Origin of the sequence: Streptomyces sp. NBC_00250 (assembly GCF_036192275.1) — a bacterium.
Classification (GTDB): domain Bacteria; phylum Actinomycetota; class Actinomycetes; order Streptomycetales; family Streptomycetaceae; genus Streptomyces.
Genome location: NZ_CP108088.1, coordinates 3,659,447 through 3,684,329, shown reverse-complemented (window position 1 = coordinate 3,684,329; position 24,883 = coordinate 3,659,447). Strand labels below are relative to the sequence as shown.

The 24,883-nt window shown below is 71.3% G+C and carries 24 protein-coding genes; 14 read left to right on the top strand and 10 right to left on the bottom strand.

The genetic code is table 11. The features are described from left to right. Nucleotides 1–56: 56 nt before the first annotated feature. Entirely contained in the window at nt 57–596 is a 540-nt protein-coding gene (locus tag OG259_RS16385) for a MarR family winged helix-turn-helix transcriptional regulator (protein ID WP_328942955.1), read from the top strand. 71 nt (nt 597–667) lie between these two features. Here the strand turns inward: OG259_RS16385 and OG259_RS16380 are convergent, their stop codons facing one another. From OG259_RS16380 to OG259_RS16355, 6 genes are all read right to left on the bottom strand, one after another. Beyond that, nucleotides 668–1,198, bottom strand: coding sequence for a hypothetical protein (locus tag OG259_RS16380; RefSeq protein WP_266895707.1), 531 nt, complete (start codon nt 1,196–1,198; stop codon nt 668–670). 84 nt (nt 1,199–1,282) lie between these two features. Beyond that, complete coding sequence (locus tag OG259_RS16375; RefSeq protein WP_147980872.1) at nt 1,283–2,041, bottom strand: succinate dehydrogenase iron-sulfur subunit; 759 nt, start codon at nt 2,039–2,041, stop codon at nt 1,283–1,285. Continuing rightward, the gene (gene sdhA / locus OG259_RS16370) at nt 2,041–3,795 is read right to left on the bottom strand and encodes a succinate dehydrogenase flavoprotein subunit (protein WP_328942954.1); all 1,755 of its coding nucleotides are present in this window, start codon (nt 3,793–3,795) and stop codon (nt 2,041–2,043) included. The genes OG259_RS16375 and sdhA overlap by 1 nt, the downstream gene beginning before the upstream one ends. A 25-nt stretch (nt 3,796–3,820) precedes the next feature. Next, nucleotides 3,821–4,300, bottom strand: a complete 480-nt coding sequence (locus OG259_RS16365; protein WP_266895711.1) for a succinate dehydrogenase hydrophobic membrane anchor subunit — start codon at nt 4,298–4,300, stop codon at nt 3,821–3,823. A gap of 8 nt (nt 4,301–4,308) precedes the next feature. Then, on the bottom strand, nt 4,309–4,689 hold the full coding sequence (gene sdhC / locus OG259_RS16360) for a succinate dehydrogenase, cytochrome b556 subunit (RefSeq protein ID WP_015035721.1): 381 nt from the start codon (nt 4,687–4,689) through the stop codon (nt 4,309–4,311). Nucleotides 4,690–4,881: 192 nt separating this feature from the next. Continuing rightward, on the bottom strand, nt 4,882–5,451 hold the full coding sequence (locus tag OG259_RS16355) for a 2-oxo-4-hydroxy-4-carboxy-5-ureidoimidazoline decarboxylase (protein WP_443052130.1): 570 nt from the start codon (nt 5,449–5,451) through the stop codon (nt 4,882–4,884). A 237-nt stretch (nt 5,452–5,688) separates the two neighbouring features. Between OG259_RS16355 and OG259_RS16350 the strand changes: the two genes are divergently transcribed. The 3 genes from OG259_RS16350 to OG259_RS16340 all read left to right on the top strand — a co-directional run bounded on the left by OG259_RS16350 (nt 5,689) and on the right by OG259_RS16340 (nt 8,679). Further along, the gene (locus OG259_RS16350) at nt 5,689–7,323 is read left to right on the top strand and encodes a beta-N-acetylhexosaminidase (RefSeq protein WP_328942953.1); all 1,635 of its coding nucleotides are present in this window, start codon (nt 5,689–5,691) and stop codon (nt 7,321–7,323) included. Nucleotides 7,324–7,410: 87 nt separating this feature from the next. Then, nucleotides 7,411–8,052, top strand: coding sequence for a DUF4328 domain-containing protein (locus tag OG259_RS16345; protein WP_328942952.1), 642 nt, complete (start codon nt 7,411–7,413; stop codon nt 8,050–8,052). A 66-nt stretch (nt 8,053–8,118) separates the two neighbouring features. After that, nucleotides 8,119–8,679, top strand: a complete 561-nt coding sequence (locus OG259_RS16340) for a hypothetical protein (protein ID WP_328942951.1) — start codon at nt 8,119–8,121, stop codon at nt 8,677–8,679. 7 nt (nt 8,680–8,686) lie between these two features. Here OG259_RS16340 and OG259_RS16335 read toward each other — a convergent pair whose 3' ends face one another. Next, nucleotides 8,687–9,430 carry a Clp protease N-terminal domain-containing protein gene (locus OG259_RS16335; protein ID WP_328942950.1) on the bottom strand — a complete coding sequence of 248 codons (744 nt, stop codon included), beginning with the start codon at nt 9,428–9,430 and terminating at the stop codon, nt 8,687–8,689. A gap of 379 nt (nt 9,431–9,809) precedes the next feature. Between OG259_RS16335 and OG259_RS16330 the strand changes: the two genes are divergently transcribed. Together OG259_RS16330 and OG259_RS16325 are read left to right on the top strand one after the other, a co-directional pair. Further along, a complete protein-coding gene (locus tag OG259_RS16330; protein ID WP_328942949.1) occupies nt 9,810–10,499 on the top strand; it encodes an RNA polymerase sigma factor in 690 nt (229 codons plus the stop codon). Beyond that, the gene (locus OG259_RS16325; protein WP_328942948.1) at nt 10,499–11,656 is read left to right on the top strand and encodes a hypothetical protein; all 1,158 of its coding nucleotides are present in this window, start codon (nt 10,499–10,501) and stop codon (nt 11,654–11,656) included. Before OG259_RS16330 ends, OG259_RS16325 begins: the two co-directional genes overlap by 1 nt. Before the next feature lie 197 nt (nt 11,657–11,853). Here OG259_RS16325 and OG259_RS16320 read toward each other — a convergent pair whose 3' ends face one another. Further along, a complete protein-coding gene (locus OG259_RS16320) occupies nt 11,854–12,750 on the bottom strand; it encodes a L,D-transpeptidase family protein (RefSeq protein ID WP_328942947.1) in 897 nt (298 codons plus the stop codon). A 194-nt stretch (nt 12,751–12,944) separates the two neighbouring features. On the opposite strand from OG259_RS16320, the gene OG259_RS16315 reads away from it, so the two are divergent. Genes OG259_RS16315 through OG259_RS16305 form a run of 3 tightly spaced genes read left to right on the top strand, consistent with a single transcriptional unit; the run spans nt 12,945 to nt 16,100 of the window. Beyond that, the gene (locus OG259_RS16315) at nt 12,945–14,525 is read left to right on the top strand and encodes an acyl-CoA mutase large subunit family protein (RefSeq protein WP_328942946.1); all 1,581 of its coding nucleotides are present in this window, start codon (nt 12,945–12,947) and stop codon (nt 14,523–14,525) included. A 59-nt stretch (nt 14,526–14,584) separates the two neighbouring features. Beyond that, nucleotides 14,585–15,241, top strand: a complete 657-nt coding sequence (gene leuE / locus OG259_RS16310) for a leucine efflux protein LeuE (RefSeq protein WP_328942945.1) — start codon at nt 14,585–14,587, stop codon at nt 15,239–15,241. A gap of 37 nt (nt 15,242–15,278) precedes the next feature. Beyond that, a complete protein-coding gene (locus OG259_RS16305) occupies nt 15,279–16,100 on the top strand; it encodes a MerR family transcriptional regulator (RefSeq protein WP_328942944.1) in 822 nt (273 codons plus the stop codon). An 83-nt stretch (nt 16,101–16,183) separates the two neighbouring features. Here the strand turns inward: OG259_RS16305 and OG259_RS16300 are convergent, their stop codons facing one another. After that, a complete protein-coding gene (locus tag OG259_RS16300) occupies nt 16,184–17,524 on the bottom strand; it encodes a polysialyltransferase family glycosyltransferase (protein WP_328942943.1) in 1,341 nt (446 codons plus the stop codon). Beyond that, nucleotides 17,521–18,549 (bottom strand): glycosyltransferase family 2 protein, encoded by a 1,029-nt coding sequence (locus OG259_RS16295; RefSeq protein WP_328942942.1) that lies wholly within the window; start codon nt 18,547–18,549, stop codon nt 17,521–17,523. Before OG259_RS16295 ends, OG259_RS16300 begins: the two co-directional genes overlap by 4 nt. Before the next feature lie 219 nt (nt 18,550–18,768). Between OG259_RS16295 and OG259_RS16290 the strand changes: the two genes are divergently transcribed. The 5 genes from OG259_RS16290 (at nt 18,769) to OG259_RS16270 (ending at nt 24,743) form a co-directional block, all read left to right on the top strand. Further along, complete coding sequence (locus OG259_RS16290) at nt 18,769–20,058, top strand: DUF6716 putative glycosyltransferase (RefSeq protein WP_328942941.1); 1,290 nt, start codon at nt 18,769–18,771, stop codon at nt 20,056–20,058. After that, a complete protein-coding gene (locus tag OG259_RS16285) occupies nt 20,058–21,281 on the top strand; it encodes an acylneuraminate cytidylyltransferase (protein ID WP_328942940.1) in 1,224 nt (407 codons plus the stop codon). Before OG259_RS16290 ends, OG259_RS16285 begins: the two co-directional genes overlap by 1 nt. A gap of 11 nt (nt 21,282–21,292) precedes the next feature. Then, nucleotides 21,293–22,186, top strand: coding sequence for an N-acetylneuraminate synthase family protein (locus OG259_RS16280; RefSeq protein ID WP_030318398.1), 894 nt, complete (start codon nt 21,293–21,295; stop codon nt 22,184–22,186). Continuing rightward, complete coding sequence (locus OG259_RS16275; protein ID WP_328942939.1) at nt 22,183–23,403, top strand: hypothetical protein; 1,221 nt, start codon at nt 22,183–22,185, stop codon at nt 23,401–23,403. Before OG259_RS16280 ends, OG259_RS16275 begins: the two co-directional genes overlap by 4 nt. Nucleotides 23,404–23,519: 116 nt before the next feature. Next, a complete protein-coding gene (locus OG259_RS16270) occupies nt 23,520–24,743 on the top strand; it encodes an amidohydrolase (RefSeq protein ID WP_328942938.1) in 1,224 nt (407 codons plus the stop codon). Nucleotides 24,744–24,883: the final 140 nt, after the last annotated feature.

Sequence of the window (24,883 nt, the reverse complement as noted above, 5' to 3'; positions counted from 1 at the left end):
TAGGGCCCGAAAGAACTCGGGATGGGGGAACGGGGGTGGCGACGTACGATCACCCCATGGCGCAACCCGAGGAACCGCGTACGCCGAGCGAGCCGCGCGACTGGACCGACGACCACGTCGCCCGCTGGCAGCCCGTCCTGCCCGACCTCGACCCCGTCGTCGAAGGCGCCGTCACCCGGATGAAGAAGCTCTCCGTCCACCTCCGCCGGGTCCGGGAGCAGTCCCTCGTCGACTTCGACCTGGAACGCCACGAGTTCGACACCCTGCACAAGATCGCCGGCCGCGGCGGCAGTGCCGCCCCCTCCGAGCTGGCCCAGGACCTCGATCTGGCCCCGGCCTCCGTCTCCGGCCGCCTGGAGGCCCTGGAGAAGCGCGGATTCGTCCGCCGCACCCAGTCCACCACCGACCGGCGCCGGGTCGTCGTCGAGCTCACCGCGGCCGGCCACGAGACCTGGCTCGGCGCGATGGACGTCCTCGGCCACGAGGAGTACCGGCTGCTCGGCGTCCTCACCCCCGAGGAGCGCGACCTCCTCAACGACATGCTGCGCCGCGTCATGGTCGAGGCGGAGTCGACGGAGCCGACCCGCCACTGGTAGCACCGGCCCCTGAGGGCGCCCGGAAACGCCGAAAGGGCGCCCTCGGGCGCCCCCTCGTCGATGACGACCGCTCACATGCTCAGCGACCGCGCGTAGTTGAGCTGACCCATCACCCAGTTGAAGGTGTCCGGGCCGCGTGCCGGGATCATCGTCGAGTGGTGCCGGCCGCCGCTGGTCACCGTGACCTGGATGAAGCCGGTGGTCGTCTTCTCCTTCATCAGCAGGAACAGCAGACCCAGCAGGCAGAAGATGAAGAAGACGATCGCCAGCACGATCGCGACCGTGGGCATCTTCTCCTCGGTCCGCGACATGTCCGTCGCGTTCCACACGGCACCCTTGAGGGGCATCGCACCGGCGGGCGTGATGATCTGGTCGCCGACCACGGTGATGTCACCCAGGCTCAGCACCGGGGCGCCCCCGTGCTGCTGCGGCACGGGCGGCTGCTGCGGCGGCACCGGCACGCCGCCCGGCAGGGTCGGCTGGTACGCCGGAGTCTGCGGGTACTCCGGAGTGTGCGGGTACCCGTAGGCGGGCGTGCCCGGCTGCTGCTGCCCGGGACCCCACTCGTACTCCTCCGACCGGTAAGGGTTCGGTTCGCTCATCAGTCCCCGTCCTTCACAAAGAAAAAGCCCGCTCCTGCACGCCGCAGCGTACAGAAGCGGGCCGAAACACCGAACCAGGAACGGTCAGAAACGACGCGTGATCAGCGCGCGCTTCACTTCCTGGATCGCCTTGGTGACCTCGATGCCACGCGGGCAGGCGTCCGTGCAGTTGAACGTCGTGCGGCAACGCCACACGCCGTCCTTGTCGTTCAGGATCTCCAGGCGCTGCTCACCGGCCTCGTCACGCGAGTCGAAGATGAAGCGGTGCGCGTTGACGATCGCGGCCGGACCGAAGTACTGGCCGTCGTTCCAGAAGACCGGGCAGGACGACGTGCACGCGGCGCACAGGATGCACTTGGTGGTGTCGTCGAAACGCTCGCGGTCCTCGGCGGTCTGCAGACGCTCGCGCGTCGGCTCGTTGCCCTTGGTGACCAGGAACGGCATGACGTCCCGGTACGCCTGGAAGAACGGCTCCATGTCGACCACGAGGTCCTTGAGGACCGTGAGGCCCTTGATGGCCTCGACCGTGATCGGCTTCTCGGGGTTGATGTCCTTGATCAGCGTCTTGCAGGCGAGCCTGTTCTTGCCGTTGATCCGCATCGCGTCCGAGCCGCAGATGCCGTGCGCGCACGAGCGACGGAAGGTCAGCGTGCCGTCGACGTCCCACTTGATCTTGTGGAGGGCGTCGAGCACACGCTCCTTGGGGTCGATCTCGATCTGGAAGTCCTCCCAGACCGACGCGTCCGACACCTCGGGGTTGAAGCGGCGGATCCGCATCGTGACCGTGATGTACGGGGAGGCGGCGGACTCCGCCTCGACCTTGTCCAGTACGGGGGTAGCCATCAGTACTTACGCTCCATCGGCTGGTAGCGGGTCTGGACGACCGGCTTGTAGTCGAGACGGACGGTCTCGGAGCCGTCCTCGCCGACCTCGCGGTACGCCATGGTGTGGCGCATGAAGTTGACGTCGTCGCGGTTCGGGTAGTCCTCGCGGTAGTGACCGCCGCGGGACTCCTTGCGCGCCAGGGCCGAGACGGCCATGACCTCGGCCAGTTCGAGCAGGTTGCCCAGCTCGACGGCCTCCAGGAGGTCCGTGTTGAAGCGCTTGCCCTTGTCCTGGATGGACACGTTCTCGTAGCGCTCGCGCAGTTCGGCGATCTTCTCGACGGCCGTCTTGATGGTCTGCTCCGTACGGAACACCATCACGTTGGCGTCCATCGTCTCCTGGAGCTCACGACGCAGGTCGGCGACCCGCTCGTTGCCCGTGGAGTTGCGCAGCTTCTCGATCTGCGCGACGACGAGGGACTCCGGGTTCTCCGGCAGCTCGACGAAGTCGTGCTTCGCGGAGTACTCGGCCGCGGCGATGCCCGAGCGCTTGCCGAAGACGTTGATGTCGAGCAGCGAGTTGGTGCCGAGGCGGTTGGCGCCGTGCACGGAGACACAGGCGACCTCGCCGGCCGCGTACAGGCCCGGGACGACGGTGGTGTTGTCCGAGAGGACCTCACCCTCGACGTTGGTCGGGATGCCGCCCATGGCGTAGTGCGCGGTGGGCTGGATCGGGATCGGGTCCGTGTACGGCTCGATGCCGAGGTACGTACGCGCGAACTCGGTGATGTCCGGGAGCTTGGCGTCGAGCTGCTCCGGCGGAAGGTGCGTCAGGTCCAGGTAGACGTGGTCGCCCTCGGGACCGCAGCCGCGGCCCTCGCGGATCTCCGTGTAGATGGAGCGGGAGACGACGTCACGGGACGCGAGGTCCTTCATGACCGGCGCGTACTTCTCCATGAAGCGCTCGCCGTCCTTGTTGCGGAGGATGCCGCCCTCACCGCGGGCGCCCTCCGTCAGCAGGATGCCCATGCGCCAGATGCCCGTCGGGTGGAACTGGAAGAACTCCATGTCCTCCAGCGGCAGACCGCGGCGGAAGCAGGCGGCCTGGCCGTCACCGGTCAGGGTGTGGGCGTTGGAGGTCACCTTGAAGAACTTGCCCGTGCCGCCGGAGGCGTAGATCACGGACTTGGCCTGGAAGACGTGGATCTCGCCGGTGGCCAGCTCGTAGGCGACCACACCGGCGGACTTCTTGACGCCGTCCTCCTCGACCAGCAGCTGGTCCAGGACGTAGAACTCGTTGAAGAACTCCACGCCCTCCTTGACGCAGTTCTGGTACAGCGTCTGGAGGATCATGTGGCCGGTGCGGTCCGCGGCGTAGCAGGACCGGCGGACCGGGGCCTCGCCGTGGTTGCGGGAGTGACCGCCGAAGCGGCGCTGGTCGATGGTGCCGTTCGGGGTGCGGTTGAACGGCAGGCCCATCTTCTCCAGGTCGAGGACGGCGTCGATGGCCTCCTTCGCCAGGATCTCGGCGGCGTCCTGGTCGACCAGGTAGTCACCGCCCTTGACCGTGTCGAAGGTGTGCCACTCCCAGTTGTCCTCCTCCACGTTCGCCAGCGCGGCGGCCATGCCGCCCTGCGCGGCGCCCGTGTGGGACCGGGTGGGGTAGAGCTTCGTCAGCACGGCGGTGCGGCTGCGCTTCGTCGACTCGATGGCGGCGCGCATGCCGGCGCCACCGGCGCCGACGATGACGGTGTCGTACTTGTGGATCTTCATGACGTGGATTACCTCAGCCCCGTGCCTAGCGGATGTTCGGGTCGAAGGTGAAGATCACCAGCGTGCCCAGAAGGATGGTGAACACCGTGGCGGTGTACAGCAGGCCCTTGAGCCACAGGCGCGTGTTGGCCCGCTCCGCGTAGTCGTTGATGACGGTACGGAGGCCGTTGGCGCCGTGCAGCATGGCGAGCCAGAGCATCAGCAGGTCCCAGACCTGCCAGAACGGGGACGCCCAGCGGCCGGCCACGAAGGCGAAGCCGATCTTGGAGACGCCGCCGTCGAGGAAGAGCTGGATCAGCAGGTGGCCGAGGACCAGGACGACGAGGACCACGCCCGAGAGGCGCATGAAGAGCCACGCGGCCATCTCGAAGTTGCCACGGGTCGCGCGCGGGGTCTTGCCGGTGCGCTTGCGCGGGGCCTCGATGAACGGCGCGGGGTTGTCCACGTCGTAGTGGGCGCCGCCCTCGACGGGACCGATCGCGGTGGAGGTGGTGTCAGCAGACATATCTGGCGTCAGCTCCCGAACAGTTCACGTGCGGCGTGGCCGAGGACGGGGTACAGCGAGCCCGCCATCAGCACGACCCAGATGCCCACGACGGTCCAGAGCATCTGCTTCTGGTAGCGCGGGCCCTTGGACCAGAAGTCCACGGCGATGACACGGAGACCGTTCAGCGCGTGGAAGAGGATGGCAGCGACGAGGCCGTACTCAAGGAGAGCGACGATCGGCGTCTTGTAGGTCGCGACGACCTCGTCGTACGCCTCGGGAGAGACGCGGACGAGAGCGGTGTCCAGCACGTGTACGAACAGGAAGAAGAAGATGAGGACGCCGGTGACTCGATGAGCCACCCAGCTCCACATTCCTTCCCGGCCGCGGTACAGCGTTCCAGCCGGCACGGAAAAACCCTCCGGGAGCGGGGATCAGGGTCGGCCGGCTTCTCTGTCGGTCTGACCCGGCCGGGTACGGTCCACCGGCCCCGGTCATCGTAGCGACGACTTGTCGGTTCGCTCGCGCGGGGTCCATCGGTGTGATCAAACAGGCACGGACGGGCTATCGCACAGGCCGGAATCGCCGCATTCCGGACGGAATCACAAGCCGGAGTGTCGCGGTGTGAGGCCCTCGGCGAGCCGGAACGCCAGCCGTGCGCGGGAGAGGCGCCTGAGTTCATCGGCGGCGATCACGCGTTCTTCCTCCGGTTCGTTGCCGAGACGTGACCGAATGCCTGCCAATACCTGGTCGAGACGTTCTCCGGGCCGCACTCCGTCGAGGCTGATCACGAACGCGCGTCCGAAGCTGCTCTCGTACGCGGCATGGGCGGCCCGCAGTGCGGTCCGCGCGGCCGGCGGGGCGTCGGGGTGCGGCAGGGCCGAGGACTCGGCGGCCAGGGCCTCGTCGAGGTCCGCGCGGGACAGGTCGTACCCGGCCTCCTCGGCGGCGGCGAGCAGGGCGGCCACGGTGGGATACGGACGGTGCGCCGCCACCCGTTCGGCCCAGCGCCGGCTGTGGCAGCAGGAGAGGAGTACGGCCTCGGCCTCGGCGGGCGAGGCGGCGTTGAAGCCCGCGAGCCCATGGAGCGGGGAGTCCCTGTGCTGGGCGGGTATGGCAGGCGTGTCCGTGGAGCCCGGTTTGCGGCAGGGGGCATGGGTGTCGCTGGTCAGCGTGGGCTCCGGTACTCCGGGACGGGTGGGGCGATCGCGCGGGGGACGGGCGCGATGGGGTGGGTGTGACGCAACGTTACCGACGGGACGAGGGAAGTGTCCGACGGATGCACGAATTTCACCCGGAAGGGAGAGTTTCGGAACAGGCGATGGACGAAAGGGTTCCGGTCCGCCCGCCGTGATGTCCCGCGATGTCCCCCGATTGGCCGGACCGCCCGCCGTACGGGAGGATTCCGAATGATGCGGTACTCCATACGAGGGCCCCACAAGGGCCCCGCACTTCTGGCGACCGCGGTGGCACTGGCCACCGTGGCGGCCTGCTCCAGCGGTTCACCCTCCGGCTCGGGCACGTCCGCCGCCGCCCCCTCCGACACGCCCTCCGGTACGTCCGCGAGCGCGGCGCCCACCAGCGCGCCGCCCAGCCCGACACCCACACCGACCCGGACCTACCCCCTCTCCACCGCGCCCCGCACCATCCCCGCCGTCCGCGACCACCAGGCCGCCCGCGGCCCCGGCTGGAAGCCCGCGGCCCCCGCCGGCGTCGTCATCGCCGCGAACAGCACGGGCCTCGCCGACGAGGGGAAGCTGCTCGCCGGGGAACTCGGCATCCCGTACCGCGGCACCGTCGCCGCCGGGCCGGGGGACGTCGAGCTGGCCCTGGGCGGGACCGGCGCCCCCGAGTCGTACACCCTGACCGTCCGCGACAACCGGGTCCGGATCAGCGGCCCCGACGAGGCCGGCGTCTTCTACGGCACCCGCACCCTCAAGCAGTCGGTGAAGGGCTCCGGCGCGATGCCCGAGGGCGTCGTCGACGACGCGCCCGCCAAGCCCCAGCGCGGACTGAACGTCGACATCGCCCGCAAGTACTTCACCGCCGGCTGGATCGAGGACCGGCTCCGCGAGATGGCCGACCTCAAGCTCAACCAGTTCGGCCTGCACTTCTCCGACGACCAGGGTTTCCGGATCGCCTCCGACAGCCACCCCGAGATCGTCTCCGCCCAGCACCTCAGCAAGGCGGAGGTGCGCCGGATCCTCGCCCTCGCGCAGAGCCTGCACATCACCGTCGTGCCCGAGATCGACTCGCCCGGACACCTCGGCGCCGTCCTGCGCGCCCACCCGGACCTCCAGCTGCGCAACGTCCAGGGGGTCCCGCGCCAAGGCGCCATCGACATCTCGAAGCCGGCCTCGGCGCGGATCGTGGACGATCTGCTGCGCGAGTACTCCGCCCTCTTCCCCGGCGGCTGGTTCCACGTCGGCGCCGACGAGTACCAGGCGCTGACCGTCCGCAGCCCCTCCACCTCGTACCCGCAGCTCGCCACGGCCGCCCGGCAGAAGTACGGGCCCCAGGCCGGTGTCCAGGACCTGGCGGAGGGCTGGCTGAACGACCGCGCGGCGGTTGTCCGTGGCGAGGGCAAGGTGGCGAAGGCCTGGAACGACGGCTTCTTCCGCGGCGGCGTCGTCACCGCCGACCAGCGCATCGAGGTCGAGTACTGGACCGGCAAGGAGATCGGCGCCCGCCCGCCCGCCGAGTACCTGGCCGAGGGCCGCAAGGTCGTGAACCTCAACGACGAGTACCTGTACTACGTCCTCGGCGAGCCGAACCAGTTCACGTACCCCACGGGCCGCCGCATCTACGAGCAGTGGACCCCCCTGGTCCTGCGCGGCACGACACCGGTCGCCGCCCGGTACGCCCCCCAGATCCTGGGCGCCCGGCTCGCGGTCTGGTGCGACTTGTCGGCGGCCCAGACACAGACCCAGGTGGCGGCCGGCATCCGCATGCCCCTGACGGCCCTCTCCCAGAAGGTCTGGGACGCCAGGACGCCGACCCTGACGTGGGACCGGTTCACGGCACTGGCGACGCAGGTGCGGTGATCTCCGTCGTGGACGCGACCGGTCCGGATCGCGTACGTTCCCCCGGCGGCGGCCGCCCGGTCGCCACAGGATCCCGGGGGGGACCACATGCTCACGCTGCGCAATCCGAACGGCCTTTCCCATGCCGTCGTGGCCCTGCTCGGGGGCAACATCTTCTTCGACGTCCTGCTCGGTCTCGCCGACGTCCGTGATCTGGCGGCCGACGAGACGGAGTACTTCGATTCGACGAGGTTCGGGCCGCTCGACCTGAACCTGGTGTACAGCCTGTCGTTCACGCTCTACGTGGCGACGGGGATCGTCTTCATCATCTGGTTCCACCGACTGCGGAAGAACGCCGAAGTCTGGGCCGGTGACCTGCAGACCCGGAAGCCGGGCTACGCCATCGGAGGCTGGTTCATTCCGATCGGCAACTTCTGGATCCCCCGGGCGGTCGCCGTGGAGATCTGGCGGGCCAGCCGCTGGGAGCCGTACGCCGCCGACGGCAAGCGGGAGCTGACGCTGCTCAACACCTGGTGGACGTGCTGGATCGTCGGCACCGTCGTGAACTGGACCTCCGGCCAGATGTTCAAGACGGCGGAGACCACCGGCGACTACGACGCCGCGAGCCGGTGGTCCCTCGCCGGCTTCGGCCTCGACATCGTCGCCGCCGTCCTCGCCATCCTCGTCGTCCGCCGTCTGACCTCTATGCAGCACGCCAAGGCCACTGGCATGATTCCGGCCGCGCAGTGACGAAAAAGCGCTGTCCGGCGCAGTAGTGGACGTACTGCGTCCGTATCTGGTGGCGAGGAGGCGTCCATGACGTCGGTGACGGGCCGGAGCCTGCTGGAACTGATCGACGGGGCCGATGAGCGCGGCCTGGCCGCGGCCGGGCTCGCCTGCCTCGACCGCTGCCTCCCGCTGCTCGCCGGCGACCGGGGCGACGCCCTGCGGCCCGTGTGGGCGGCCGTCGCGCGCGGCGACGGCGACGCCTGGGGCGAGGCCGTCGCCAAGGCCCGCGTCGAGCTGGACGCCGACGGTACGGAGGACGCCCGGGCCGTACGCCGGATGCTGGCGGAGGCCCCGGCCGCCTGGACGGCCGAGGCCCTGCGCGCCTGGGCCGGTGCGTGCTCCGTCACCGCCCTCGCCCTGCACGGGCGGTACGACGCGGCCGAGGCGCCCGACGGTCTCGTCGAGCGCTGCCGCGCCGGGGACGCCGGTGGTGCGGGACCGCTGCTCGCCGGAGAACTCCGCCGCCAGCAGTCCGTCCTCGAATCGGTCGCCCACGGCCCGACCGGACTGCGCCGGGCCCGTGAACTCTCCGTCGAGGGCGGCCGGGTGCTGCGCGCGGTCGTCTCGCGCCGGGCCCGCACCGCCTGAGGCACTCCTAGGAAGCCTCCTCCGGGGCCGCGATCGTCGCCGAGGCGATCGTCTCGGCGATCTGCTGCTCCGCAGTGGCCTTGTCGAGGCCGAGGTCGGTCAGCACGCCCGCACCGTCCTCGTGTTCGAGGAGGGCGAGCAGGATGTGCTCGGTGCCGACGTAGTGGTGGCCGAGGCGCAGCGCCTCGCGGAACGTCAGCTCCAGGACCTTCTTCGACGCCGCGTCGAACGGGACGAGCGCGGGCATCTCGGCGGCGGCCGGCGGCAGGGTCGCCTTGGCGGCCTCACGGACCTGGTCGGCGGTCACGCCCCGCGAGGCGATCCAGAGCGCCGCGAGCCCCTCGGGCTCGGCGAGCAGGCCGAGCGTCAGGTGGGCGGGGAGGATCTCGTCGTTCTCGGCGCTCCTGGCCTCGTTCTGGGAGGAGACGACGACGTTCCGCGCCCGGGGGGTGAAGCGGCCGAACCCCGCGCTCGCGTCCATCTTCTCCGCGTCCGGGTCCTTGGGGACGAAACGCTTCTGGGCCGCCTGGCGGGTGACGCCCATGCTGCGGCCGATGTCGGTCCAGGAGGCGCCCGAGCGCCGGGCCTGGTCCACGAAGTGGCCGATGAGGTGATCGGCGATATCGCCGAGGTGGTCCGCCGCGATGACCGCGTCGGAGAGCTGGTCCAGGGCGTCGGGGTGGACCTTCTTGATCGCGTCGATGAGCTCGTCGAGACGGACAGGGACATTCATGCCGACTGGATTCGTCATGAGGCAACCCTAGGTTGACAGTCCTGGACTGTCAACCATCGGTTGACACCCTGAAAATGGAGGGAATCAGGGGAAAAAGGGAGACGGCCGGGGTCGCCACCCCCCACAGGAGAGACCCCGGCCGTCGTCCACGGAGCCGCAGCACGGCTCCGTACTCCTTTCAGCGCCAGGGGTGCGGTTTCTGTCACACCGCGCGCAGCGCGACTTTGCCGGAGGCATCGCGCACACCACCGCTCGAAGGTTGCAAGTTGTACAAAGACCCCGGACCGCGTGGACGCGACGCCGCGACACGACGTAGCGTGCAGGTGCGCGAGGCAGCGTGGCGGTGGTGACCAGCCGCGATGAAGCGACGACGCGACCGACGAACAGGGTTTGGGGAGTGCTGGGGGACGACGCGGAGCTGACGACCGCGGTGCTCGCTGCTCAGGACGGGGACGAGAACGCCTTCCGTACTGTGTATCGCGCCGTGCATCCACGGTTGCTCGGCTACATACGCACACTGGTCGGCGACACCGAGGCCGAGGACGTCGCCTCGGAAGCCTGGCTTCAGATCGCCCGCGACCTCGACCGCTTCGACGGCGACGCGGACCGCTTCCGTGGCTGGGCGGCCCGGATCGCCCGCAACCGCGCCCTCGACCACGTCAGGATGCGCGGCAGGCGCCCCGCCGTCGGCGCCGACGAGACCGAACTCACCGACAAGCCGGCAACGTCCGACACCGCGGGCGAAGCCCTGGAGGCACTGGCCACCGGCCACACCATGCAGTTGATCGCCCAGCTCCCGCAGGACCAGGCCGAGGCCGTCGTCCTGCGCGTCGTCGTCGGCCTCGACGCCAAGACCGCCGCCGACACCCTGGGGAAACGCCCCGGAGCCGTCCGTACCGCCGCCCACCGCGGCCTCAAGAAGCTCGCCGAACTCCTCGGCGTCGACGGAGAGGCGACCGGTCCCGACGGCACCGGCGAGGACGTCGTCCCGCTGGACGGTGTGCCTCCGCAACGCGGGCGCGTGCCGGGGTCCGTGACCCCCGGCGGTGTGACGCAATCACGTCCGCGTACGCAGAAGGACATGTGATGGCCGACGAGCGGTACCAGTGGCTCGACCAGGAGGCCGCGGAGCGGCTGCTCCGCGGCGAGTCGGTCGATGCCGTCGACGACCACGCGCGTTCCCAGGCCGAGCGGCTCGCGGGAGCCCTCGACGCGGCTCGCACCCCGGCGGTCCTCCCGGCCGCGCACGCCGAACTTCCGGGCGAGGCCGCCGCGCTCGCCGCCTTCCGCGCCGCCGCCGCCGAGCGCGCCGCCGCCCCCGTCGCCGCGGGGCCGGCCGGCCGCACCGAGCGCGCCGAACTCGGCCGGGTGCGGCTCGCCGCCGCCCCTTCCGCTGCCCCGAGCCGCCGCTGGGGACGTTCCTTCCGGTACGGACTCGCCGCCGCGGTCGCCGCCGTCACCGTCGGAGGGGTCGCCGTCGCCGCGGGAACGGGTGTGCTGCCGATGGTGGGTCCCGCGCCCGCCAGCTCCGTCACGGCGGGGGAGACCACCGACCCGCTCGTCTCGGAGGACCCCGGCATACGCCAGGACCCCGAGGCACCCCCGACGCGGCCGGGCGGCGACGACCCCACGCCCGGCGCGTCCCCCACGGCCGGCGATGACACCGGCACCTCGGCGCCGCCCACCGGAGGCCCCGACGGCCACGGCACGGACACCCGGGGACCGGGCACCCCGAAGCCGGGCACGAGCACCCCGGGCGCGAGCACCGGCACGACGGGGCCGGGCGGCAAGGACAAGGAGACCGGCGGCACGGGCGGCGACCCGGGCGGTACGAACTCCTGGGAGCGGGTGGCCAAGGCCTGCCGTGAGTACCGGTCCGGGAAGCTCGACGCCACCGGCCGGCAGGGGCTCATGAACACCCTGCGCGCGGGCGAGACCCTGCGCCGCTACTGCGACCGCATCCTCGGCGGCGCCACGGGCACGCCCGAGGACGGCACCAAGGACGGCGGCAAGGACAGCGGCAACGACGACTCGAAGGACTCCGACGGCGACGCCAAGGACGACGGCAAGCCCAGCGACGGGCGCGACGGCGACAGCGGCGACTCGCGCGGCGACACCGATGGCAGCGGCGGCGGCAAGGACCGCCGCGACACGGCACTGCCCTGGGCCCCGGACTCCGCCCGGCTCACCGCCCCGCTTCCCCTCGGGATCGGCGTCAGCGCACGCGTTCCGCTCCCGGTGTAACACTTCTCGGCCCGTCGGCGCAGTACTGAGTGAGCCGACTGGTCATCGGCCGCGCAGTGAGCCGGGGTTCCCCCCGTACCTACGGCTCCGCGCACTCGGCGCGGGTGGGGCACGTTCCCCCGGTCCCACCCGCGCCCTCTCCCTCTCCCTCCCGGGTCACCGGTCGAGCCCCTCCCGGATCTCCCGGATCTCCCGGATCACCAGTGGACGACGACCTTGTCGCCGACCTTCACCTGGTCGAAGAGGGTCGTGAGCTTGACCCGGTCCCGGACGTTGACGCAGCCGTGCGAGGCCCCGTTGTAGCCGCGGGCCGCGAAGTCCGCCGAGTAGTGCACCGCCTGGCCACGGCTGAAGTACATCGAGAGCGGCATCGGCGTGTGGTAGAGCCGCGACCAGTCCTGACGGACCTTGCGCTCGACGGTGAACGTGCCCTCACGGGTCGGGGTGTTCTCCGAGCCGAAGCGGACGTCCATCGCCGAGACGACCTTGCCGTCGATCATCCAGGCGAGGGTCCGGCTCTCCTTGCTGATGCAGAGCACCCGGCCGGTCATGCACCGCGCGTCGGGGGTGTCGAGCTGGTTGGTGGTCGACGGCTTCAACTCGTCGGCGGTCGGCTTCCGGCTCGCGCCGAGCAGCCCCTGCCAGGTCGCCTCGTCGACCGAGCCCGTCCGGGGCAGACCCTGCTTCTTCTGGAAGGCCTTGACCGAGCCGGCCGTCATGGTCCCGTAGAAACCGGTGGGTGCCCGGTCGAAGTACCCGAGCTGGCGCAGCCGCGCCTGCAGCTCGCGGACCTGCTCGTTCTCGTCCCCGTCACCCATCAGGACGTCGGGCGCCGGCGTCCCGGTGGGGGCATCGGTGGGCGCGTAGGTGGGCTCCGCCGTCGTGCCCGAGGGGGACGGGGCCTTGCCGTCCTCGGTCGGGGCATCGGTGGGGGTGCCGGACGCGGCCGGTGCGGGCGCGGAGGTCGTCGGCCCCTTCGTCGGGCTCGCGGAACCGCCTCCGGAGCCGGCCGCCTGGGCCGTACAGCCCGCGGCGAGGGCCACCGAGGCCGCTGCCAGAACCGCTCTGCGTATGACGGAAGAAGACCGCTTCATTTTTGCCCCCCGGGACGAGTCGTGTGTACGTAGGGATGCATCCCGCGCGTGTGCGGTTGCGCAGGTGGGTCACGATCCGCGCATGCTGTGAGGAAGGTCCCAGCGAGCTGCTCTCCAGGGCTCGGACACCCGCCGCTACAGTCCGTCGCGAGGGCCAGTACCGCTGAGTAACAAGCTATCGGGAGGCACGGTCAATGACGCGCGAGTCGGAGTCGGGACTGCCCATCGAGCCGGTCTACGGACCGGGGGCCCTGGAGGGCTGGGACCCGGCCGGGAAGCTGGGTGAGCCGGGTGGGTATCCCTTCACGCGTGGTGTGTACCCGTCGATGTACACGGGCCGGCCGTGGACGATGCGCCAGTACGCGGGTTTCGGTACGGCGGTGGAGTCCAACGCCCGGTACAAGCAGCTGATCGCGAACGGCACGATGGGTCTGTCGGTGGCGTTCGACCTGCCGACGCAGATGGGCCACGACTCCGACGCGCCGATCTCCTCGGGCGAGGTCGGGAAGGTGGGGGTGGCGATCGACTCGGTCGACGACATGCGGATCCTGTTCGACGGCATCCCGCTGGACAAGGTCTCGACGTCGATGACCATCAACGCCCCCGCCGCCCTGCTCCTCCTCATGTACCAGCTCGTCGGTGAGGAACAGGGCGTTCCGGCCGAGAGGCTGACGGGCACGATCCAGAACGACGTGCTGAAGGAGTACATCGCGCGGGGCACGTACATCTTCCCGCCGAAGCCGTCGCTGCGGCTGATCGCGGACATCTTCAAGTACTGCCGCAGTGAGATCCCGAAGTGGAACACGATCTCGATCTCGGGCTATCACATGGCGGAGGCGGGGGCCTCGCCCGCGCAGGAGATCGCGTTCACCCTGGCCGACGGCATCGAGTACGTCCGCACGGCGGTCGCGGCGGGCATGGACGTGGACGACTTCGCGCCGCGGCTCTCCTTCTTCTTCGTGGCGCGCACGACGATCCTGGAGGAGGTCGCGAAGTTCCGGGCGGCCCGCCGGATCTGGGCGCGGGTCATGAAGGAGGAGTTCGGCGCGAGGAACCCCAAGTCGCTGATGCTCCGTTTCCACACCCAGACCGCCGGTGTGCAGCTGACCGCGCAGCAGCCCGAGGTCAACCTCGTCCGCGTCGCCGTCCAGGGCCTGGCGGCCGTCCTGGGCGGGACGCAGTCCCTGCACACCAACTCCTTCGACGAGGCCATCGCCCTGCCCACGGACAAGTCCGCCCGCCTGGCCCTGCGCACCCAGCAGGTCCTCGCCTACGAGACGGACGTGACCGCCACCGTCGACCCGTTCGCCGGCTCGTACGTCGTCGAGAAGATGACCGACGACGTGGAAGCGGCGGCCCTGGACCTGATGGGCCGGGTCGAGGAGATGGGCGGGGCGGTCAACGCGATCGAGCACGGTTTCCAGAAGAGCGAGATCGAGCGCTCCGCCTACCGGATCGCGCAGGAGACCGACAGCGGCGAACGGGTCGTGGTCGGCGTCAACCGCTACACGATCGACGTCGAGGAACCCTACGAGCCGCTCCGCGTCGACCCCGCCATCGAGGCCCAGCAGGCCGAACGCCTCACCACACTGCGCGCCGAGCGGGATCAGACGGCGGTGGACGCCGCGCTCGCCGCACTGAAGAAGGCGGCCGAAGGCACCGACAACGTGCTCTACCCGATGAAGGACGCCCTCAAGGCCCGCGCCACCGTCGGCGAGGTCTGCCACGCACTCCGCGACGTCTGGGGCACCTACAGCCCGACCGACGCGTTCTGATCTTCCGCGATACGAAACACACGGGCGGAGTGTCGTACTGACATGCGACACTCCGCTTCATGCTGGGTGTCACCGATCTTCCGACCTATCTCGTGGGCCTCGTCCTCATCATTCTTCTGCCGGGGCCGAACTCGCTGTACGTGCTGTCCGTCGCCGCCCGTAAGGGCACCCGGACCGGGTACAAGGCCGCCGCCGGCGTCTTCACCGGCGACGCGGTCCTGATGACGCTGGCCGCGCTCGGCGCGGCCTCGCTCCTCCAGACCACGCCGCTGCTCTTCATGATCGTGAAGTACGCGGGCGCGGGCTATCTGGCCTGGATGGCGTACGGGATGCTGCGCTCGGCCTGGGCGATGTGGCGCTCGCGCGGGGAGACGGTGACCGAGGAGCCCGAGCAGGTGCAGGCGGCGCCGGGGGAGAACCCGTACCGCAGGGCGCTCATCATCAGCCTGTTCAACCCGAAGGCGATCCTCTTCCTCATCTCCTTCTTCGTGCAGTTCGTGGACCCCGCGTACGCCTACCCGGCCCTCTCCTTCCTGGTGCTCGGCACCCTGCTGGAGATCGGCAGCTTCCTCTACCTGACGATGCTGATATTCGGCGGCACCCGACTCGCCGCCGCGTTCCGGCGCCGCAGGCGCCTCTCGGCGGGAGCCACCTCCGCCGCCGGCGCGCTCTTCCTCGGCTTCGCCGCGAAGCTCTCCCTCAGCAGCGCCGCTTGACCCTCACACCGTGTGAGGGCGTGTCGTAGGGGGCGTCATGTTCACCATCGGAGACTTCGCCCGGCACGGGCGGGTGTCGGTCCGGATGCTGCGTCACTACGACGCCATCGGACTGCTGCACCCGGCCCGGGTCGACCCGCACACGGGCTACCGCTTCTACACGGCCGACCAGCTCGCCCTGCTCAACCGTGTCATCGCGCTCAAGGACCTCGGCTTCACCCTCGAACAGGTGGGGGCGATCCTCGACGAGACGATCGACGCGGACGAGCTGCGGGGCATGCTGCGTCTGCGCCAGGCCGAGCTGGAAGAGGCCCTGGCGGCGTCGCGGGCCCGGCTCGCCCAGGTCGGCGCGCGGCTCCGAGCCATCGAGAGCGAGGGACGCATGTCCACCCAGGACGTCGTCGTCAAGAAGATCCCCGCCGTCCGGATCGCCGAACTGAGCGCGGTCGCCGCGAGCTTCGGCCCGCACGACATCAGCCCGGTCATCGGGCCCCTGTACGACGAGCTGTGCGGCCGCCTGGAGGCGGCCGGGATCACCGGGTTCGGCCCGGGGATCGCGTACTACGAGGACGCGGGCAAGGGGGACGGCTCGGTCCTCGTGCACGCGGGCATGACCGTCCCGGAGGGGACGGTCGTGGCGGGTGTCGAGGTGCACGTGCTGCCCGGCATCGAGGAGGCGGCGACCGTCGTCCACCGGGGTTCGATGGACACGATCCTGCCGACCGCCCAGACGCTGGCCCGCTGGATCGAGGCCAACGGGTACGAGACGCGGCACTACGCGCGTGAGCTGTACCTGGAGTGCCCCGAGGACCGTTCGCAGTGGGTGACGGAGATCCAGGAGGCGATCGTCCGCGCCTGACGCCGGACACGCCTCCCCTACGCGCCTGCGGGCCCGGGTCCCCCGCACGGGGCCCGGGCCCGCCGCTTTCCGCCGCGGCGTCGCTACCTCTTCAGCGCCTTCCGCAGCCGCAGTGCGCGCCGCGCCAGGCGGCGGACCCTCGGGTGCCGGGGGAGCGGGATGCCGCCGGGCAGGTTCAGTACCGTGAGGCGGCGGCGGGTGAAGTGGTGCCGGGTGCGCTCGGCGAACGGGCCGGACAGGTGCCGTACCGCCGGCTCCCGCAGCTCCGGCCGGATCTTCGGCTGCATCGCGAAGCCGACGGCCGCGACCAGGTCGTTCAGCCGGGCCGTGGTGATCGCGTCCTCCCCGCCGTCCTCCGTCCCGCCCTCGGCGCCGTCCTCCAGAGCCGGCACGACCGCGTCCACGACGGTGAGCGGGATGCGGTTGCTGTTCTGGAACGGGGTGAGCCGCTCCAGCAGGTCGCGCGTCCCGACCCGGGCGACCGGCAGTCCGTAGAAGGTCTGCGCGGTGAGCAGCGCCGTGGAGAAGCAGCCGACGACGAGGGCGGGCCGCAGCTCGCGGTAGAGCACTTCGGCGAGCACGGGCCGGTCCTCGACGGCCAGTTCGGCGCCGAGCGCCGCCGCCTCCTGCGCCAGGGCCTTCGACCAGGTGTCGGGGGCCGTCGGGTGCGGCTTGAAGACGAGCCGGCGGTGGCCCCGGGCGACCGCGCCCCGGACCATCCGCAGGTGCAGCTCCTCCTCCTCGGCGACGGTCAGCAGATGGAGCGCCGCCAGGTACTGGCCGAGGAGCAGCGCGGGCCCGTCCCCGGAGCCGGCGGTGGCGGCGGGCCCGGCCAGCTCGTCGACGCACTTGGTGAACGCCTCCGTCGGTACGGCCTCCGGCACCGCCCCGAACTCGGCGAGCAGCAGCGGCGCGAGCCCGGGGACGAGGTCCAGGTGGAGCAGCCGGCCGACGCGCCCGCCGATCTGCGGGTCGATCTTGTTGCGGGTCGGCCCGTAGCTCATCAGACCGTCCGCGTACACGGTGATCGGCGCGTCGGGCAGCAGCTGGGCGATGGCGAGCGCGGGCGTCACCTGGAGCGATTCCAGGGCGAGTTCGACGCGGTCGTCGCCGAGCTTCCAGAGCTTGCGCAGATGGCGCTGGAGGAGCGGCAGATCACTGGCCCGGGGGGTCCAGCCGGCCGGGTGGAGCGGGGAGATCGTCTCGTTCCACGACAGGACGGAGTCGAAGCGGCGGCGCAGGTGCGCGAAGCCCTCGGCCTCGTCGAGGGCCGGGGTGGTCTCCGGTACGGCCGCGTTGTTGGTGACGAGGAGGATCCGGCGGTCGGCGGGGCCGAAGCTGCCGCTGTCCATGGCGGCGGCGAGGGTCACCGCCCCGTAGAGGGTGGAGGCGCAGAAGATCTGGGTGGTGCGGCGGGTGCTCACGCGGCCACCTCCGCGGAGGCCGGGCCGGTACCGGCGCCCGGGCCCGCGCCCGGTGTCGGCGGCGGTGCCGGACGGCGTCGCCGCAGTTTGCGCAGCATCGTCGCGCGGTCCCCGCCCATGGCCGTCAGAGCTTCGTCGAGGACGTCCTGCGGCATGCGCCGCAGCGCGCCCGCGCTCATCGCCTTCAACTGGCGGGCCACATCGGGTTCGAAGCGTTCTATCGATCCGACGTGATGGGCGATCACCGCGCAATAGGTGCGGACGGCCTTCGGGAGAAGAAGGTCCGCGTCCGGGTCCTGTGCGGTTTCCTCGATCACCTGGTCGAAAGCGCGAATGAAATCCAATTGCCGTATGTCGCCGATCTGGGTGAGGGAGGTCGACACTCCGCGCCGGTAGAACACGCCGAGTTCACCGATCGCGGCGAACGATTCCGCCTCGCGGTGCAGTTTCCAGATCCACGGCCGGTCCTCGGCGGTCCGCAGCCCGTGCGGGAAGTGCAGCAGGCCGCGGTCCAGGAGTCGCCGGTGGTAGATCCCCGCCCAGGCGTACGGGTAGTCGACCGAGGTCGTGCGGTGCGCCGGAAGGATCGCGTCCCGCGGGTTCAGCACCTCGCCGCGCCGGGGGACCGGCGCGCGGCGGATGCCGCGGTTCCTGCCGGTGACGGAGACGTGGTCGGTGCGCAGGAAGTCGCAGCCGAGTTCCTCGGCGGCGGCGACCAGGCGGGAGTAGTAGCCGGGGGCGAGCCAGTCGTCCCCGTCGAGGAAGGTGAGGTACTCGCCGCGAGCGGCGTCGAGGCCGGTGTTCCGGGCCGTGGCGAGGCCCTCGTTGTGCGCGTGCCTGATCAGGACGGCACCCGGGATCTCGCGCGCGGCCCGTTCGAGGAGCTCCGGGGTCCCGTCCGACGAGCAGTCGTCGACAAGCAGGAACTCGAAGTCCTCTCGGGCGTTGGCCCGCAGGCTCGTGAGGGTGTCGGGGGCGTATGTCTGCACGTTGAAGAACGGCACGACGACGGAGAGCTTGACCACGCGGTTGACGCTAGGTGCCGACCCGGCATTCCCACCGACCGGTGGGCAGCCTTTCGGTGAACACCAAGCGGCGGGCCGATTAACCGCCTTTACCGGCGGAGGAAATCGGCCCCCTTACGTCCGGTTCCCGACCCACTTCAACAGGAGGAGAGGCTCTGTTCACCGTTTGTTGTGGCTCAGTTGGGCCGAAAAGCGGAATGCCCTTCTAGCGTCCTCGGCGTGCCAGCAAGTACCAGAGAAGCGGTACGGGTCGCCGTACTCGCCGACTCCGACACCCGGTGGAAATGGGGCGCCCTCACGGCGCGCCGCATCACCACGGCGACCGCCGAACCCACCGGATTCGTCCTGCGCGGACGGGCCACCCCCACCGAACGCCAGCTCGCCGAGACCGGGGTGTCCACGACGACCCCGCGCGAGGTGACGGGCGCGGAGTTCCTGCGCGCGGTACGGGACGCGGAGGCGCGCGGCGAGGGTTACGACGTCGTCGTGCTCGCCCTCGTCGGCGGCACCGTCCGGGCCGTCCTCCAGGGCCTGGCCGATCTGGGCCTGGAACGGCGCCCCGTGATCGTCACCGGCTACGTCGGGGTCGTCTACGAGAAGCTGACCGACGGTCTGCTGCTGCGCCACGGCGCCGATGTCGTCCTCGCCAACTCCCGTCACGACGCGGAGCGTTTCCGCGCGGTGTACGAAGGAGTGGGCGCCGGAGCCGACTCGGTCGTCGAGGCGGCGCTGCCCTTCCTCGGCGGCGCCCCGCACAGCCCCGAGGCCGGCCGCGACACCCTGGTCTTCGCCGCCCAGCCGTCCGTGCCGGTCACTCGGACCGAACGCGCCTACGTCCTGCGGCGACTGATCGGGCACGCCCGGCTCCACCCGGACCGCGAGGTGCTCCTCAAGCTCCGCTCCAAGCCGGGCGAACACACCACACACCTGGAGGAGTTCCCGTTCCAGAAGCTGGTCCGCGAGCTCGACCCGCCGGCCAACTTCAAGCTCGTGTACGGGCACATGGGCGAGGTCCTCGACCGCACCGACCTGCTCGTCACGGTCTCCTCCACGGCCGCCCTCGAAGCCCTCCACCGACGCATCCCCACCGCGATCCTCACCGACCTCGGGGTCCGCGAGGCGCTCGGCAACCACCACTTCGTCGGCTCCGGCCTGCTCGCCTCCTTCGACCGGCTCGACAAGGGGCTCGCCCCGACGCCCGACGAGACCTGGCTCGCCCGGCAGGGCGTCGCCGCCGACGGCTCGTACGAGGGCGCCTTCGACGCGGCCCGCGACCGGGTCACCGAGCTCCTGGCGCTCCCCGCGCTGCCCCCGATCACCCCCTACTACACAACGGAGACGGCCCCCGGCTACCTGCCCGGGATCCTCGCCCGCCACCGCCTGGACGTCACCGCGCCGGAGCCCCGCGAGAGCGGCCTGCGCAGGGTCGTCCGGGAGGCCGCGCGGGGCGCGTACCGCCACGGCGTGCAACGCGTCGCCCCCGTCATCCGCCGCCTGGGAGAACTCTGATGTCCGCCACCGCCACACCGGCCGCGAAGCCGGCCACGGAGCCCACCGCCGTGCTCGCCGTGATCCCCGCGAGGGGCGGCTCGAAGGGCGTGCCCGCCAAGAACCTCGCCCCGGTGGCCGGAGTCCCCCTGGTGGCCCGCGCCGTCCGGGCCTGCCTCGGCGCCCGCCCCGTCACCCACGTCGTGGTCTCCACCGACGACGCCGGCATCGCCGCCGCCGCCCGCACCGCGGGGGCCGAGGCCGTGCAGCGCCCCGCCGAGATCGCCGGCGACACCGCCACCAGCGAGGCCGCCGTCCTGCACGCCATGGACGTCTTCGAGGCCACCCACGGCCGCCCGGCCGACGTGGTCCTCCTCGTCCAGTGCACCAGCCCCTTCCTCGGCTCCGCCGAGGTCGCCGAGACCGTCGAGCGCATCACCTCCGGCGCCGCCGACACCGCCTTCACGGCCGCCCCGACGCACGGCTTCCTCTGGCGCGAGACGGTCGAGGACGGCGCCACCGGCGTCAACCACGACAAGGCGCACCGCCCCCGCCGCCAGGACCGGGAGCCCGAGTACCTGGAGACCGGCGCCGTCTACGCCATGGACGCGGCCGGCTTCCGTACCCACAAGCACCGCTTCTTCGGCCGTACGGCGCTCGTCGTCACCGACCCCGCCCGGGTCCTGGAGATCGACGACCCGCACGACCTGGCCCGCGCCCGCGTCCTCGCGCCGCTCCTCGACACCCCGGCCACCCCCGGATTCGCGGACGTCGACGCCGTCGTCCTCGACTTCGACGGCACGCAGACCGACGACCGGGTCCACCTGGACGCCGAGGGACGCGAGTTCGTCTCCGCGCACCGCGGCGACGGCCTGGGCATCGCGGCCCTGCGCCGCGCCGGACTGCCCGTCCTCATCCTCTCCACCGAGCAGAACGCCGTCGTCGCCGCCCGCGCCCGCAAGCTCAAGATCCCCGTCCTGCACGGCATCGACCGCAAGGACCGGGCTCTCAAGGAGTGGTGCGAGGCCGAAGGCATCGACCCGCAGCGCGTGCTCTACGCCGGAAACGACGTCAACGACCTTCCCTGCTTCCACCTCGTCGGCTGGCCCGTCGCGGTGAGCAGCGCCCACGACTCCGTACGGGCCGCGGCCCGCGCGGTCACCGTCACCCCGGGCGGCTCCGGCGCGATCCGCGAGATCGCCGCCTGGCTCCTCGGACCCGAGCTCAACACCCCCAACTCCTAAGGATCAGCACCATGAACACCCGTATCCGCACCCTCGGCGACAAGACCGCAGGCCCGGGCCACTCCGTCTACATCACCGGCGAGATCGGCATCAACCACAACGGTGACCTCGACAACGCCTTCGCGCTGATCGACGTGGCCGCCGAGGCCGGCTGCGACGCCGTCAAGTTCCAGAAGCGGACCCCCGAGATCTGCACCCCGCGCGACCAGTGGGACATCGAGCGGGACACCCCCTGGGGCCGCATGACCTACATCGACTACCGTCACCGCGTCGAGTTCGACGAGACCCAGTACCGCGCCATCGACGAGCACTGCAAGAAGCGCGGCATCGACTGGTTCGCCTCCCCGTGGGACACCGAGGCCGTCGCCTTCCTGGAGAAGTTCGACGTCCCCGCCCACAAGGTCGCCTCCGCCTCCCTCACCGACGACGAGCTGCTGCGCTCGCTGCGCGCCACCGGCCGCACCGTCATCCTCTCCACCGGCATGTCGACCCCGGCGCAGATCCGCCACGCCGTCGAGGTCCTCGGCAGCGCGAACATCCTGCTCTGCCACGCCACCTCGACCTACCCGGCCAAGGCCGAGGAGCTCAACCTGCGCGTCATCCAGACCCTGCAGGAGGAGTACCCCAACGTCCCGATCGGCTACTCCGGCCACGAGACCGGCCTCCAGACCACGCTGGCCGCCGTCGCCCTCGGCGCCACCTTCGTCGAGCGCCACATCACCCTCGACCGCGCCATGTGGGGCTCCGACCAGGCCGCCTCCGTCGAGCCCCAGGGCCTGCAGCGCCTGGTCCGCGACATCCGCACCATCGAGGCCGCCCTCGGCGACGGCGTCAAGAAGGTCTACGAGTCGGAGCTCGGCCCGATGAAGAAGCTCCGCCGGGTCCAGGGGCTCGTCGCCGCATGACCGGGCAGCTGGCGTTCGTCGAGAGCCCGGTCCAGCTCCTCAACGTCCTGGAATGGGCGCACACCCAGGCACCCGCCACCGGTGCGCCCTCCGCGGCACCCGCCGGCGCGCACGGCTCGGCGGACGCCGTGCCCGCCGCCGCGGCCACCGCGGCGCCCGACTCCACGGCCGCCGACGCGTCCGTGCGGGCGCCCCGCTCGACGGACGCCACCCAGGGTGCGGCACAGGCCGCACCCGCCCTGACGGTCGTCGTCCTCTCGCCGACCGACCCCATGTCGCGGGGCCAGCTGCGCCGCATGGCCCAGCTGGCCCGCGACGAGGGCCTCACCGTCCACTGGCAGGAGGCCCGCGGCGGCCGGGGCTCGCTCGTCCGCACCCTGCGGGAGCTCGCCCGGCCGCTGCGCTCGGCGGAGCGGGTGATCATCGGGGACCCGTTCTCCCGGTACGTCCAGCTCCTCCTCACCCTCTTCGCCCCCCGGCACCTGACCGTGGTCGACGACGGCACCGCCACCATGGAGTACGCCGCCCAGATCGGCCGGGGCGAACGCCTGGTGCGCTGGCACCGCAAGGGCAGCGCCCTCGACCCGCGCGAGCTGGTGCTCGCCCCGGTGACCTCGTTCGCCAAGCGGCGCCTCGCCCCGAACCGGGGCCGCACGGTCGAGATCTTCACCTCGCTGCCGGTCGAGGCCCCCGAGGGCATCACGGTCACCGAGAACTCCTACGCCTGGACCCGGACCCGCTTCGGCCCGCCGCTGCTCACCGGCGGCGCGGACCTGGTGGGCACCTCGCTGGTCGAGACGGGGGTGGTCGACGCCGACCACTACGACCGGGTGGTGGCGGAGCTCGCCCGCACCCACGGTGCCACCCGCTACTTCGCGCACCGCAGGGAGAGCGCCGAGAAGCTGCACCGGATCGCGGTCGAGACGGGTCTGCAGGTGGTCCGGCCCGAGCTGCCCCTGGAGCTGATCGCACGGCGCGGCCCCATCGGCCGTACGGTCGTCAGCTTCCCGTCCACGGTCGTGCACACCCTGCCGCTGGCCCTCGCCGGGACCGGGGTGAAGGTCGCGGTCTGCGAGATCGCGCCCGAGTGGCTGCGGGAGACCGCCTCGCCGCGCGCCCAGGGCTTCCTGTCCGGAGTGGCGGGCACGGCGGCCCACGAGGTCGACCGGCTCACGTCACGGGCGGCGAGCCAGACCGATCGGCTCGAATTCGGCTGAGCGTACCCATATGGAACGGCCTTCATGCCTGAGAAACCGAGATTCTTTCCCCTAACGGGCTGAACTTTTCGTGATCAACGGGCAGTTGACCTCTCCGGAGGCCTACCCTTCAAAGGGTGAACCAGTTGAAGTCCCGTGAGCCAGGCTCCGCCACCCTGCCCGGAACGCTGTCCGAACCCCTGCGCGTCGAACTGATCGCGTTCCGCAGGGACTTGCACATGCACCCCGAGCTCGGGAACCAGGAGTTCCGTACGACCGCAGCGCTCAAGGCCCGCCTGGAGGCGGCCGGCCTCGCGCCGAAGGTCCTGCCGGGCAACACCGGACTCATCTGTGACATCGGCACCCCGGACCCCGGTCGGCCCATGCTCGCGATCCGCGCCGACCTCGACGCGCTGCCCATCCCCGACGCCAAGACCGTCGCCTACCGCTCCACCGTGGCCAACCGCGCCCACGCCTGCGGACACGACGTCCACACCACCACCGTCCTCGGCGCCGGACTCGTCCTCGCCGAGCTCGACCGGCAGGGGCTCCTCCCCGCCGCCGTACGGCTCGTCTTCCAGCCCGCCGAAGAGGTCCTCCCAGGCGGTGCCGCCGACGCCGTCGAGGCCGGCGTCCTGGACGGGGTCGGCCGGATCATCGCCGTCCACTGCGACCCCAGGGTGGACGCCGGGAAGATCGGGCTCCGCACCGGCCCCATCACCTCCGCCTGCGACCGGCTCGAAGTCACCCTCGACGGGCCCGGCGGCCACACCGCCCGCCCGCACCTCACCACCGACCTCGTCACCGCCGCCGCCCGGGTGGCCACCGACGTCCCCGCCGTCCTGTCCCGCCGTGTCGACGCCCGCTCGGGACTCTCGGTCACCTGGGGCCGCATCGAGTCCGGCCACGCCTGCAACGTCATCCCGCAGCACGCCGAGCTCTCCGGCACCGTCCGCTGCCTCGACCTGCCCACCTGGCGGGAGGCGCCCGACCTGGTGCACGCGGCCATCGACGAGATCGCGACCCTGCACCGGGCCAAGTCGACCGTCACCTACGTCCGGGGCGTCCCCCCGGTCGTCAACGACCCGGCCGTCACCGACCTCCTCCAGGCCGCGATGACCGCCCGCCGCGGACCGTACGCGATCGAGGACACCGAGCAGAGCCTCGGCGGCGAGGACTTCTCCTGGTACCTGGAGCACGTACCCGGCGCGATGGCCCGCCTCGGCGTGCGCACCCCCGGCGACACCCGCGTCCGCGACCTCCACGCGGGCGACTTCGACGTGGACGAGCGCTGCATCGAGGCGGCGGTGGAACTCTTCACCGCCGCCGCCCTGCTCGACGCGGGCTCCGGCCGGGCCTGACGGCCCGTGTGGACGAAGGGGGGCGCCGGGTTCCGGCGCCCCCCTTCGTGCCTTTCGATCCCGTTGCTCCCAGGGTGGAACGGGCCCCCGAACCTTGCGGGTCACACGGGGTTGCGACTTGTGCGCGACGCGTGGACGCG